This window comes from Actinomycetospora termitidis, from assembly GCF_030286555.1.
Classification (GTDB): domain Bacteria; phylum Actinomycetota; class Actinomycetes; order Mycobacteriales; family Pseudonocardiaceae; genus Actinomycetospora; species Actinomycetospora termitidis.
The window spans coordinates 358,009-370,444 of the sequence record NZ_JASVWF010000002.1; the positions used below are offsets into that span (position 1 = coordinate 358,009).

The following is a 12,436-nucleotide window of genomic DNA, read 5'->3' on the forward strand; positions in this document are numbered from 1 at the left end:
CACCCGCGAGGAGTCGTCGATGTTCGAGATGTTCCCGGGCAACTACGTCTGGAACCTGTCGGTCAACATCGCGCTGAACACCGGTGGGCAGATCGGGGAGGTGACCGAGGCCTGCGCGCCCCTCCTCGAGGCGGCCCGGCAGGGCGAGGACGCGGGGACCGAGCTGTTCTTCCGGTCCTGGACGGCGGTGGCGGACCGGCTGGTCGGGCTCGCCCGGGAGGACGAGGCGGCCGGCCACCTGCTCACGGCGAGCGCCCGCTACCAGCGCGCCGCGGTGTACCACCTCACCGCGGAGCGGCTGCAGAGCAGGCACTTCGGCCCACGCCGGACCGCGTACCGCGCGATGCTCGACGCCTTCGGGCGGGCGATCACGACGGGGCGGCTGAACTGCGCGCGAGTCGAGATCCCGTACGAGGGCGTCGGGATGCCGGCGTTGTTCGTCGCCGCCGAGGGCGCGGGCCCCGCGCCCTGCATGGTGTTCACCAACGGCCTGGACAGCACGAAGGAGATGGTCTTCGGGTCCGGGATCGCGCAGGAGCTGGCCCGACGGGGCGTGTCGACCCTGATCGTCGACCACCCGGGCAGCGGCGAGGCGCTCCGGCTGCGCGGCCTGACCGGCCGGCACGACAGCGAGCACTGGGCCGGGCCGTGCGTCGACTGGCTCGAGACGCGGGACGACGTCGATCCCGGCCGCATCGGCGTCATGGGGTGGTCGCTGGGCGGCTACTACGCGCCCCGCGCGGCGGCGTTCGAGAAGCGGATCGCGCTCTGCGTGGCCTGGGGCGCCAACTACGACTGGGGTGAGCTGCAGAAGCGTCGCCTGGCCCGCGAGGGGGACCGGCCCGTGCCGCACTACTGGGACCACGTCGAGTGGGTGTTCGGGAAGGACACCCTCGAGGAGTTCATGGCCTTCGCGCCGGCGATGAGCCTCGTCGGCGTCACCGAGCGGATCACGGTCCCGTTCCTGGTCACCCACGGCACGAACGACCGTCAGATCCCGCGCGAGTACGCCACGGCGCAGTACGAGACCGCCGTGAACAGCCCGAAGCGCGAGCTCACGTGGTTCACCGAGCGCGAGGGTGGAGTCGAGCACGTCAGCGCCGACAACATGCCCGCCGCGACCGGCTACATCGCCGACTGGGTCCACGACAACCTCTGAGCGACCGGCACCGGCACCCACGGCCTGCTCCTCGTCCTGCGCGCGCGACATCAGGTCCGGGGCCGTGTGATCCACGAGTCGTCGACGTTCGTTGGCAGTTCGGGGCCGTGTTGTTCGAGGGTGTAGAGGCGTAGCCGGGTGCCGTCGGGGTCGGCGAACACGACGAGCCACGCCTGGATCGCGGTGATCTGGTCCGAGTGCTCCACCCCGAGGTGGTCGAGGTGAGCAGCCCATTGCTCGAGTGCGGCGCGGTCGTCGACGGCCAGGGTGAGCGGGTCGAAGCCTGCGTGCGCGGCGGCCTGCTCGGGGTCGAGCCGCAGTTCGACCAGCGGGGAGAGGCCGGGCACCCGGAGGATCACGGCGTAGAGGCGGCCGTCGTCGTCGAGGTGGTCGGCCTCGGTGAGTCGGTGGGCGTCGAAGACCGCGGTGTAGAAGTCGATCGATCGCGTCAGGTCGGTGACCGGGAGCTTCACGTGGTGGATGTCGCGCAGGGGCGGGGTCACGGGTGTCCTCCTCCGGACGTGAGGTCGATGCGCACCAGCCGGGCGGGCTCCGGGGTGTCGGGGGCGGCGAGCATGCCGCCGGTGGTGGTGACGACGAGCGCGCGTCCGTCGGGCTCGAGCGCCACCGAGGTCGGTCCGACGACGCCGTCGACGCGGGTCGCGACGTCGGCCCGCGCGCCGTCCGGTCGCAGCCGCAGGACGGAGTCGAACGTGTGGGTGGCCACGTAGAGGGCGCCGTCGGGCGTGACCGTCAGGTCGTCGCCGACGAGGCGTTCGGCGACGACCTCGAGCCCGGCCGCCCCCAGTCGCAGCACCAGACCGCGCCCGGTGCTGGTCATCACGAGATCGCCGGCGGGGCCGACGGCGAGCCCGTTGACCCCCGGCAGCGGGCCCTGCGGGTCGAGTGGCGTGAGCAGGGGGTCGACCACGAGGTCCTCGACCGCACCGTCGGAGGTGAACCGGACCAGTGCGCCGCGCAGGCAGTCGGCGATAACGAGGCCGTTACCGTGGCGCGTCATCCCGTTGGCGAAGGTGACGCCGGGGAGATCGGCGACCGGGACGTAGCCGTCGTCGCGGACCCGGAGGAGCCGCCATCCAGGGGTGCCGGGCTCTCCGCTGGTGACCAGGGCGGTGTCGCCGTCGGCGACGATCCCGGTCGCGGGCGCACCGAGGTCGACCCGCGTGAGCAGGCGTCCGTCGGCGGCCACGTGGTCGACCCGCCGGTGGCTGGGGCTGGTGACCCACCAGGAACCGTCCGGCCCGGGGGCGAGGTTCTCCAGGAACGTGCCCGGCTCCCAGCTCGCCAGCACCGTGGCCGGTGCCGGGTCGGACGGGACGGCATCGTGCGGCGGGTGCAGGGCGTCGAAGATCATGCGAGCTCCCCGAGGTGCTGTTCGGCCTGCTCGCCGGTGATGCCGAGGGCGTCGACCACGCCGTCGGGTCGCACGAGGGCGGTCGTCGGGAGCGTCGGCGCGGGAACCACGCGGACGCGGCCGTGGGTCCGGGTGGCCGTGGTGTCCGGGTCGGCGAGCACCCACTCCGGGGCGAGGGGGGTCGGGAGGGCCGCCGGCGGCAGCCGGTTCCCGGCCTGGACGCCGTCGCCCGAGCCGTAGCCGATGTCGAGTTGCGAGAGGCGGCCGGCGAGGAAGTCGGTCACGGCCGGGATGCCGCGGACCGCGGCGAGGACGGTGTTGCGCAGCGCCCCGAGGCGGGGATCGGTGAGTGTGGCCAGCGCGGTGAGCTGGCCGGTGAACGCGATGAGCTCCTCGGCAACCGGGCGGCGTTCGCGGTCGTAGCCCTCGAGCAGCGACTCGGGGGCGCCGTGCCGGAGGATCTCGGTGAGGCGCCACGCGAGGTCGGCGGCGTCCTGGATCCCGGTGTTCATGCCCTGGCCGCCGGCGGGGCTGTGGGTGTGCGCGGCGTCACCGAGCAGCGCAACGGGCCCGTCGACCAGGCGGGCGGCGACGCGCTGCTGGAAGCGGTAGGTGGTCGAGGCCGCGATGTCCCGGACGTGCGCGCTGCGCAGCACCCCGCCGGTGCGGGTGGCGAGGACCTTCTCGACGTCGGTGGCGCTCGGCGGGGACGTTCCCGGCGGTACGGAGGCGACGACGCGGTGCATCCCGTCGGGCATCGGCGAGATCAGCGCGACCCCGTCGGGCGCGAGGAAGAAGGCGGTGTCGGTGTCCGCCGAGCCCTCGAGGTCGAGGTGGACGTCGGCGAGAGCGAACAGCGCCGCCGGGGAGTCACCGCGGAACTCGATGCCGCTCGACTCCCGGACCGGGCTGTGCAGCCCGTCGGCGCCGACCAGGTAGCGCGCCTCGACCGTCCGCACGACGCCGTCGGGCCCGGCGACGGTGGCGAGCACCCCTGGCCAGGTCCGCTGCCAGGTCAGCAGCCGGTGGCCACGGAACAGGGTCCCGTCGACCTCGGCCAACCGGTCGGCGATGGTCTGCTCGGTGACGTCCTGGCCGACCAGCAGCAGGTAGGGGTGCGGGCTGTCCAGGGTCTCGTAGGAGACCCGCAGCAGGTCCTCGTCTCCCTCGCGCAACGCGAAGCCGGCACCGCGGACCCCGCGGGCGACCAGGCGTTCGCCGACGCCGAGGCGGTCGAGGTACTCGAGGGTCCGCGGCTGCACGCCGGCGGCCTTCGCGCCCGGTGCGACCTGGGTCTTCGGCTCGAGGGTGACGTGGTCGACGCCGGCCAGGGCGAGCGCGGTCGTCAGGGTCAGGCCGGCCGGTCCGGCGCCGACGACGAGGACGTCGGTCCGTGTGGGCAGGGTGGTGGACACGGGGTCTCCCCTCAGTGGTCGGTGGTCGGACGTCGGATCGCGGCGACGGGGTGGTCGAGCGTGCGGGCCAGGCGGGCCATGTCCCGGGCGCCGTCGCCGGACGCGGAGAGGCGGGCGTAGAGCGCGTCGACCAGGTCGACGACGTCGGTCGGCAGGCCGGCGGCGCGGGCGGCCGCGCCGATGAGCGCGACGTCCTTGCGGATGGCGTCGGTCGGGGTGCTGACGGTGTCGTCCTCGCCCAGCGCGACGGCCCGCTTGTACGCGAGGTACGGGCTGTCGGCGGCGGTCCCGGCGACGACGGTGAAGAAGTGGCGCGGGTCGACCCCGAGCCCGGTGGCGAGGGCGACGGCCTGGGACATCGCGACGTTGAGGGTGGACACCCAGGCGTTGGCGGCGAGCTTGACGCGGTTCGCGGGTCCGGGGTGATCGCCGATCCAGGTGACCGTGGCGGCCAGCGCGTCGAGCACCGGGGCGACCCGCGGGCGCAGGGCCTCGTCGCCCGCGGCCATGACGGAGAGCTCGCCGCGCTCGGCCGGGCCGGCGTTGCCCAGCACCGGCGCCTCGACGAGGTCCAACCCGAGCCGGGTGGCGGTCTCGGCGACGGCGTCGATCTCCGCGCCGACGGTCGCGCTGCACACGACGACGGCGTCCTCGGCCGCCGCGCCCGCGATGCCCGACAGCACGGAGAGCACGGCGTCGAGATCGAACACGACCACGACGACGACCTCGGCGCGGGCGACGGCGTCGGCGAGGTCCTCGACCACCACCGCGCCGTCGTCGGCCAGGGGCCGGGCCCGCTGCGGGGTCCGGTTCCACGCGGTGACCGCGTGCCCCGCGCGCAGCAGGCTGTGGACCATTCCGGTGCCGATCGCACCGGTACCGAGTACGGCGACCCTCACGAGGATCATCCCCCTCAAGCGAGAACGTTCGTTTCGCTAAAGGTATGCCTCGTGATGCATCGGGTCAAACGCTGGTGGTCGTTCTCGTTTAAGGTGTCGTGCATGCCGCGCCTGAGTCCCGAGACCTGGAGCCGCCGTCGTCGCCACGTCCTGGTGTGTGCGTGGGGCTGCTTCTCCCGGGACGGCTTCCACGCGACCTCGATGGACCAGGTCATCGAGGCGACCGGCATGTCCTCCAGCGCGGTGTACCGCTACTTCCGCAGCAAGGACGAGCTCATCGACGCGACCGTCGAGGAGGCCTTCGCCGACGCGGAGACCCTGTTCTCGACGCTGCTCGCCGAGGATCCGCCGCCCGGTCCGGCCCACGTCGTCGCGCGGCTCGTCGAGATCGTCGCGTCCCGCCGCGACGACGAGGACTACGACCTTTCCCGGCTGGCGATGCAGGCCTGGACGGAGTCGCTGCGTCGTCCCCACCTGCGGCACCTGGTCGCGGAGTACTACCGGACCGTGGAGGCGCAGTTCGCCACGCTGGCGCGTCGGTGGTGCGACGCCGGAGTCGTGCCGTCCGGGTCGGACCCGGACGCCCTCGCGCGGGTGTTCACCACGCTGATGCCGGGTCTCGTGGTGATGGAGAACCTCGTCGAGCACACCGCCGCGTCCGAGCTGGTCGCTGGGCTGGTCGCCCTCGGGCGGAGCGCGCCGCATGCGGTCGGACCCGACATGTCAGCGTAGGTCGCCACGCATCGTCCCGACTCGTGGCTCACTGCGGCCGGCGGACCCCGCGTCGCCAGGTGGCGTGGATGTCGAGCGAGCGGGAGATGTCCTGCAGCGGGTCTCCGTCGACGAGGAGCAGATCGGCCCGCAGCCCCGCCGCGATCCGGCCGCGATCGTCCCTGCCTCTCTGGGGAGGGCGGGCTCCGGGAACCGGTAACCGGGGGAATGACATACCCCCTCACCACGGGTGAGGGGCGGTCGCCCGGGGGGCACCATGAGGTCATGACCGCGAACGTGGCGCTGGGAGATTTCCTGCGGGCTCGTCGCAGCGAGGTCTCCCCGGAGTCGGTGGGGCTGGCTGCGGTCGGCTCGTACCGGCGGGTGGCCGGGTTGCGCCGCGAGGAGGTCGCCCAGCTCACGGGTGTGTCCACCGACTACTACACCCGACTCGAGCAGGGTCGACACACCTCGCCGTCGCCCGAGGTGCTCGACGCGATCTCCGAGGTGCTGCGGCTGGACTCCACCGCGCGCCGCCATCTCGATGACCTGGTCGGGGCCGGCCGACGTCGCCGGACCACCCTGCCGCGCCAACGGGTCCGCCCGGGCGTGCTGCGGATGATGGACACGCTCGAGGACCAGGCTGCGTTCGTGCTGGGTCGGCGCACCGACGTCCTGGCCGCGAACCGGCTCGCTCGCGCGCTGCTCGCGGACTTCCACGCGATGCCTGCGCGTGAGCGCAATCTGACCCGCTGGATCCTTCTTGATCCCGCGGCCCGTGAGCTCTACCTGGACTGGCGGACCATCGCCTCGGAGATGACGGCGATCCTGCGTCTGGATGCCGGGCGCTACCCCGACGATCCACGTACCGCCGACCTGGTGGGCGAGCTGGCGGTCAAGAGCGAGGACTTCAACCGCTGGTGGGGTCACCAGAAGGTGCTCGAGCGCGGCGGCGGCTCGAAGCGGTTCCACCACCCCGTGGTGGGGGACCTGGCCATCGACTACGAGGCCATGATCCTGCCGGCCGACCCCGATCAGACGTTGTTCGTCTACACGGCGCAGCCCGGTGCTTCCCAGGAGGCGATGCGGCTCCTGGCGAGCTGGAGCCTGGACTCACCCGGCGTGGCGATCACCGACGCTCCGGACCGTCCGGCGGCCGCCGACTCCGCGACGCCCGCAGCCATGTCGAGCCACATCGGCCGATCGAACACGACCGGCTGAGCGCCGGCCAACGACCACCGGCCCGCGACATGCATCGGGTCGGCATCCCCTGCTGCCCACGACATCCGTGCGCGCAGCCACCGGGCCCACCGACTTCCGGGCCTTCACGAGGAGAAGGAGAACGCCCTCATGAGCACTGCCACCCGTCCGCTCGCCTTGATCACCGGCGGCTCGTCCGGCATCGGCTTCGAGCTCGCCGCCCAGCTCGCCGACCGCGGCTACGACGTCGCGATCTCCGGGCAGAGCGAGCGCGTCCACGACTCGGCCAAGAAGTTGGAGGAGTACGGCGTCGAGGCCTACCCGTACCAGGCCGACGCCTCGACCTACGACGGGGTCGAGTCGTTCTGGAAGTTCGTCGCCGAGCTCGACCGGCCGCTCAATGTGGCCTGCCTCAACGTCGGGATCGGCGTCGGCGGACGGTTCCTCGACACCGACCTCGACGACGAGCTGCGCATGATCTCGATCAACTGCTCGGGCACCGTGCACATGGCCAAGCGCGTCGTCCGCGCCATGCACGCCCAGGGCGCCGATTGGGGCGAGCGGCGGATCATGATCGTCTCCTCGGTCTCGGCGACCACCCCCACTCCCTACGAGCCGGCCTACGGCGCGACCAAGGCGTTCGGGTTCAACTTCGCCGAGTCGATCCGCGAGGAGCTGCGCGAGGAGGGCATCGTGGTGACCGCGCTGCTGCCCGGCGCCACCGACTCCGACTTCCACGCCAACGCCGGCATGGGCAACACCCGCTTCGGTGACAACAGCTGGAAGAACGACAGGACCGAGGTCGCCCGGCAGGGCATCGAGGCCCTGCTCGCCGGGGACGACCACGTCGTCGGTGGTGACGAGGCCACCAAGCAGCAGGTCGTCGACCACCGCTCGATGAGCGAGCCCGAGAAGGCCGCCCGACAGGGTGCCGCGGCTCGACCCACCAGCTGATTCGTCGAGCGTGCCCGGACCCGCCGTCGGCCCGCCTTCGTCGTCCGCGAGTCCTTCAGCTGTCCGGGCCACCCCGAGCCCAGGTGAGCGCGGAGGTCAGGACTGCCGCTGGTCGCGAGCCCACTCCGCGGCGTGGGCGATGAGGACGGCCGTCGGGTCCGGCCGCTCGGGGGCTCGAGATCGGGGTGCCGGCGAGGCGAACGACGTCTCCCTCGCCAGCGGCGCCCACCGGTCCATCGAGTCGAGGAACGCGCTGAACTTGGTGCGCGCCAGGGAGTACGCACGGTCGCCGAGGGGCAGGTGGAGGGGCGGGTCGTCGGTGTCGACCGCCTCCAGGATCACCGCGACCGCCTTCGCGGGGTCGCCGGGTTGCGCCCCGTCGTTGTCGGCGCGGTAGCGACGCCGTGCCCCGGCGGTCTCGGCGTACTCGGGCATCTCCACGGCCGCGGTGCGCATGGAGCGGCCGAGGAAGTCGGTCCGGAACGGACCGGGCTCGACGATGATCGTGGCGATCCCGAAGGGCGCGACCTCCTGGGCGAGCGCCTCGGACAGGCCTTCCACGGCGAACTTCGTGGCGTTGTAGTAGCCGTCGCCGGCGATGCCCGCGATCCCGGCCCCCGAAGACATCATGACGATTCGGCCGCCGGCGCCCTGCTTGCGCAGCGTCGGGAGCACCGCGCGGGTGGTCTCGATCAGCCCGAAGACGTTGGTCTCGAACAGCGGCCGGTACTCCTCGGGGGTCACCTCCTCGACGGCGCCGAGCATGCCGTGGCCGGCGTTGTTGACCAGCACGTCGATGCCGCCGAACGCGCTCTCGGCGAGCGCGACGGCCGCCTCGGCGTCGCCGCCGCGCGTGACGTCGAGAGTGGCGGTCCGACAGGTGTCGGGGTGCCGGGCGACCAGGTCATCGAGGGAGCGGGGGTCGCGGGCGGTGGCGAGCACGGAGTCACCGCGCTCCAGTGCCGCCGAGGCGAGCAACCGCCCCAGTCCGCCGGAGCAGCCGGTGATCAGCCAGCGCAGGGTCATGTCCGTCTCCCGTCGGAGTTCGTGGGGATGGCGAGCTACCGCGCGGGGTCCGCCGCGGATGCTCGCGTCGTGGGGGAGGTGAGGGCTGCGAGGCGTGCCTCGCTCGGGCTGCCGGGCTCGGCGGAGTAGACCGAGAGGTGCTGACCCGGCGCACTCACGACGGTCAGCGACTCGAAGTGCAGCGTGAGCTCGCCGACCTCGGGGTGCCGGAAGCGCTTGACCTCGGTGGTGCGGGGACCGACGTCGTGCTCGGCCCACAGGGCGGCGAACGCAGGACTGCGCAGGGAGAGTGCGCCGACCAGCTGTTCGGTGCGCTCGACCGCGTCGGGTGCCGTGGCGCGCAGGTTGCGCACCGCGGTGCGGGCCGCCTGGTCCCAGTCGAGGTAGAAGTCCCGGGCGACCGGGTCGAGGAAGATCATCCGCAGCAGGTTGTCGAAGGCGGAGAAGCCTCGATAGACGGCGGTCGCCGGCGCGTTGGCGGCCAGGACGTCCTGGCCGGGTCCGACGACGAACGCCGGCACGCCCGCCATCCGGTCCAGGAGCCGCTGCAGCTCCGCAGCGACGCGGGTGACCGGTGCTGACGTGGGGTGCAGGTCGGGGAACCCGATGCGCAGCAGGTGGGCGACAGCCTGGTCGTCGAGGTGCAGAGCACGCGCGATCGAGATCAGCACCTGCCGGGACGGGTGCCGTTCGCGACCCTGCTCGAGGCGCACGTAGTAGTCCGTGCTGACCCCCGCCAGCAGGGCGACCTCCTCGCGGCGCAGCCCGGAGACCCGACGGGCGGGGCCGGTCGGCTGCGCGGCGACCTCGGGCGGCACGAGCGCCCGACGGGCACGGAGGAACTCGCCGAGCTCGTTGCCGTGATCCATGCGATCGACGCTAGCCACGCCGTGCGCGGCGCGCGTGGGTGCGCGACACCCACCTCCGGCTCGCCGAGCTCGGCGGCCGTCCCATCCTCGTGCGATCAGCGTCGGGCCGGCTTCGGCACCATCCGGCCGGTACGGGCCCGTCGGGCGAGTCGGGCCGCCTCCGGAGAACAGCGCAGCAGTGGTCCGCGGACATCGGCGGTCGCGATCCGTCCGTCGGCACAGAGGAGCGCCTTCAGGACCACGGGGTTGGGCTCGGCGAACAGGGCTCTGGTGAGGGGAAGCAGCTCCTCGGCGTACTTGCGGCCCTGCTCGAGATGGTGGTGCAGACCGTGCTGCACCATCGCGACGAATGCGGCGGTGTCTATGCCGGAGGAGGCGGCGATGGCTCCGGTCGCCCCCATCGTGATCGACGGGAAGATGAACGGATCGTCTCCCGCGAGTACGGAGAAGCCCTGACGGGTGGCGGGATCCCATGGCGTGCTCCCGGACAGCAGGGCCAGTGTGTCGACGTCGATGCCGTCGACGGCCTGTTTCACACCGGCGATGTTGTCGGTTCCCGCGAGCTCGAGGAGTGCTTCGGAGTCGAGGCCTCGAGCGGTCCGGTACGGGACGTTGTAGACGATGAGCGGCACTGGTGATCGGGCGGCCACGGCTCGGAAGTGGGCGACGACGCCGGCCTGGGTCGGGCGCACGTAGTACGGCACCACCGCCAACGACGCCGTCACGGCCGGCATCTCGTGGAGCCTCTCATGGCGCTCGATCGTGGTGCGGGTGTCGTTGGTCCCCGTACCGACCACCAGCTCCGCTCCGAGGTCGGCGCAGACCCGCGAGCAGGCCGCGACGACCTCGGAGCGTTCGGACGCGCTGAGCGACGAGGCCTCGGCCGTGGTCCCGAGCGCTACGACACCGGCGGAGCCGTCGTGCAGCGCGGTCGCGGCCAGGTGCTCCAACGCGGCGATGTCCACACGTCCCCGCTCGTCGAAGGGCGTGACCAGGGGGACGTAGAGCCCCCGCACAGCAGGCGTGGGCGCAGCGGCTCGGGTCATGACGGGGCGCCGCTCCTCTCCTCGGCGAGCTGGGGCTCGCCCGGCTCGGGAGTCCCTGCCCATCCGGTGATCGGCGGGCGGGCGTGCGGATCACAGCGCACCTCGATCAGCCAGGTGCGGCCGCTGTCGACGGCCTTGCGCAGCGCGGGGGCGAGCTCGGCGGGCTCGGTGACGCACGCGGCCTCGGCGCCGCACGCGCGGGCGACCGCGCTGTGGTCCACGGGGGCGAAGTCGGTGGCGGTGGTGTGCTCACCGAACTGCACGAGCTCGACGTGCTTCTGGAAGCCGAGGATCCCGTTGTCGAGGAGCACCACCACGACCGGGAGATCTTCGCGCGTCGCGGTCTCCAGCTCCGACCACACGTGGCCGAAGCCGCCGTCGCCGACCAGGGAGACGACCGTCGTCCCCGGTGCGGCGGCCTTCGCGCCGAGCGCGAGCGGAACCCCCCAGCCGAGACCGGCCAGGCCGCGCGGGGCCAGGAACCGCTGACCGGGACGCCGTGCGCGCAGGAAGTTCCCCATCCAGATGGTCGAGTAGCTCGCGTCGGCCGTTACCACGGCGTCATGGTCGGCCAGTACGCCGTCGATCTCGGCAGCGACCCGTTCCGGGCGGATCGGGACGGCGTCGGAGCCGATGAGGTCGGCGACGTCGCGCTCGTGGTGGGCGCGGGCCTGTCGGATGCGTTCCTCGACGCCGGAGCGTGCATCGCTGCGAGTGGTCAGGTCGAGCTTCCGGAGCCGGGCGAGCAGGGCTGCGCAGGTGGCGCGCGCGTCTCCGCGCAGCCGCACGCCCGACTCGTAGTTCCGTCCGATCTCGGCGCTGTCCACGTCGATCTGGACGAAGGTCGCGCCGTCGGGGAGGGCGCGCCAGGCATCGGTCCCGTTCTCGTTGGTGCGGGATCCGACGAGGACGACGACGTCGGAGTCGGCGACCAGATCCCGCAGGTGATGGCTCGCCGACGTCGAGCCCATGTAGTTCGACACGACTCCCACCGAGAGCGGGTGGGTCTCGTCGACCGCGCCTTTGCCCATGGTCGTGGTGGCGACGGGCAGGGCGGCCTGCTCCTGGAGTTCGGCCACGGCACGGGCTGCACCCGAGAGATGGACTCCGCCCCCGGCGATGAGCAGCGGAGACCGCGCGGAGGCGATGAGATCGGCGGCTCGTGCGAGGTCGTCGTCGAGCGGAACGGTGCGATCGAGCGGGTAGGCCCCGAGGTTCGCCCGACGGCTCGGCGCGGAGGGCGCGGGCCGGACGAGGACGTCACGAGGCAGCAGGAGTGCGACCGGCCCGGGCCGGCCGGAGCAGGCCTCGGTGAGGGCCATGTCGAGCAGGTCGTCGACCCGTTCCGGGTCGTCGAGGGTCCTGAGCCACTTCGTGCAGGAGGCGAAGAGGCTGCGGTGGTCGAACTCCTGGAAGGCGTTGCGGTCCCGGTTGGCCAGGGGCACGTCCTGGACGAGGGCCAGGATCGGCACCGAGGCCTTGATCGCCTCGGCGAGGGGCGGCACGAGCAGGGTGGCGGCGGGGCCGTTCTGCGCTGCGACCACGCCCACCCGCCCGGTCGTCCGCGCGTAGCCGTCGGCCATCGCGCCGCCCGCGTTCTCGGTCCGGTAGGCCACCTGACGGATCCCGACGGCGGGTGTGGCCAGGAACAGCGCCGACGGCAGGCTCTGTCCGAACACGGTGCTCACGCCGTGCCGGCGCAACCCCTCGGCGAGCGCGATGGCCACGGTGCGATCGGTCATGGGTCCTCCCTGGTGCCCGTCCGGTTGCCCGGCGTGCTGG

At 72.7% G+C, this 12,436-nt stretch carries 12 protein-coding genes; 4 read left to right on the forward strand and 8 right to left on the reverse strand.

The annotated features are described in order from the left end of the window. Nucleotides 1-19 precede the first annotated feature (19 nt). Nucleotides 20-1,159: an alpha/beta hydrolase family protein gene (locus tag QRT03_RS09610; protein WP_286052467.1), complete on the forward strand. Its 1,140-nt coding sequence runs from the start codon at nt 20-22 to the stop codon at nt 1,157-1,159. Between the two features lie 50 nt (nt 1,160-1,209). On the opposite strand, the gene QRT03_RS09615 is transcribed toward QRT03_RS09610, so the two are convergent. The 4 genes from QRT03_RS09615 to QRT03_RS09630 are packed head-to-tail and all read right to left on the reverse strand — an operon-like array spanning nt 1,210 to nt 4,848. Next, on the reverse strand, nt 1,210-1,662 hold the full coding sequence (locus QRT03_RS09615) for a VOC family protein (RefSeq protein WP_286052468.1): 453 nt from the start codon (nt 1,660-1,662) through the stop codon (nt 1,210-1,212). Beyond that, nucleotides 1,659-2,534, reverse strand: coding sequence for an SMP-30/gluconolactonase/LRE family protein (locus tag QRT03_RS09620; RefSeq protein WP_286052469.1), 876 nt, complete (start codon nt 2,532-2,534; stop codon nt 1,659-1,661). Before QRT03_RS09620 ends, QRT03_RS09615 begins: the two co-directional genes overlap by 4 nt. After that, nucleotides 2,531-3,949 (reverse strand): FAD-dependent monooxygenase, encoded by a 1,419-nt coding sequence (locus tag QRT03_RS09625; RefSeq protein WP_286052470.1) that lies wholly within the window; start codon nt 3,947-3,949, stop codon nt 2,531-2,533. The genes QRT03_RS09620 and QRT03_RS09625 overlap by 4 nt, the downstream gene beginning before the upstream one ends. Nucleotides 3,950-3,960: 11 nt before the next feature. Continuing rightward, nucleotides 3,961-4,848, reverse strand: a complete 888-nt coding sequence (locus QRT03_RS09630) for an NAD(P)-dependent oxidoreductase (RefSeq protein WP_286052471.1) — start codon at nt 4,846-4,848, stop codon at nt 3,961-3,963. Nucleotides 4,849-4,950: 102 nt separating this feature from the next. Between QRT03_RS09630 and QRT03_RS09635 the strand changes: the two genes are divergently transcribed. The 3 genes from QRT03_RS09635 (at nt 4,951) to QRT03_RS09645 (ending at nt 7,713) form a co-directional block, all read left to right on the forward strand. Further along, the gene (locus tag QRT03_RS09635; RefSeq protein WP_286052472.1) at nt 4,951-5,580 is read left to right on the forward strand and encodes a TetR/AcrR family transcriptional regulator; all 630 of its coding nucleotides are present in this window, start codon (nt 4,951-4,953) and stop codon (nt 5,578-5,580) included. 264 nt (nt 5,581-5,844) lie between these two features. Further along, nucleotides 5,845-6,780, forward strand: a complete 936-nt coding sequence (locus QRT03_RS09640) for a helix-turn-helix transcriptional regulator (protein ID WP_286052473.1) — start codon at nt 5,845-5,847, stop codon at nt 6,778-6,780. Nucleotides 6,781-6,909: 129 nt separating this feature from the next. Further along, nucleotides 6,910-7,713, forward strand: coding sequence for an SDR family NAD(P)-dependent oxidoreductase (locus QRT03_RS09645; RefSeq protein ID WP_286052474.1), 804 nt, complete (start codon nt 6,910-6,912; stop codon nt 7,711-7,713). 96 nt (nt 7,714-7,809) lie between these two features. Here QRT03_RS09645 and QRT03_RS09650 read toward each other — a convergent pair whose 3' ends face one another. The 4 genes from QRT03_RS09650 to QRT03_RS09665 all read right to left on the reverse strand — a co-directional run bounded on the left by QRT03_RS09650 (nt 7,810) and on the right by QRT03_RS09665 (nt 12,396). Then, nucleotides 7,810-8,739, reverse strand: a complete 930-nt coding sequence (locus QRT03_RS09650; protein WP_286052475.1) for an oxidoreductase — start codon at nt 8,737-8,739, stop codon at nt 7,810-7,812. A 35-nt stretch (nt 8,740-8,774) separates the two neighbouring features. Next, nucleotides 8,775-9,608: a helix-turn-helix domain-containing protein gene (locus QRT03_RS09655; protein WP_286052476.1), complete on the reverse strand. Its 834-nt coding sequence runs from the start codon at nt 9,606-9,608 to the stop codon at nt 8,775-8,777. 95 nt (nt 9,609-9,703) lie between these two features. Further along, entirely contained in the window at nt 9,704-10,654 is a 951-nt protein-coding gene (locus QRT03_RS09660; RefSeq protein ID WP_286052477.1) for a 4-hydroxy-tetrahydrodipicolinate synthase family protein, read from the reverse strand. Continuing rightward, nucleotides 10,651-12,396 carry an acetolactate synthase catalytic subunit gene (locus QRT03_RS09665; protein ID WP_286052479.1) on the reverse strand — a complete coding sequence of 582 codons (1,746 nt, stop codon included), beginning with the start codon at nt 12,394-12,396 and terminating at the stop codon, nt 10,651-10,653. The genes QRT03_RS09660 and QRT03_RS09665 overlap by 4 nt, the downstream gene beginning before the upstream one ends. Nucleotides 12,397-12,436: the final 40 nt, after the last annotated feature.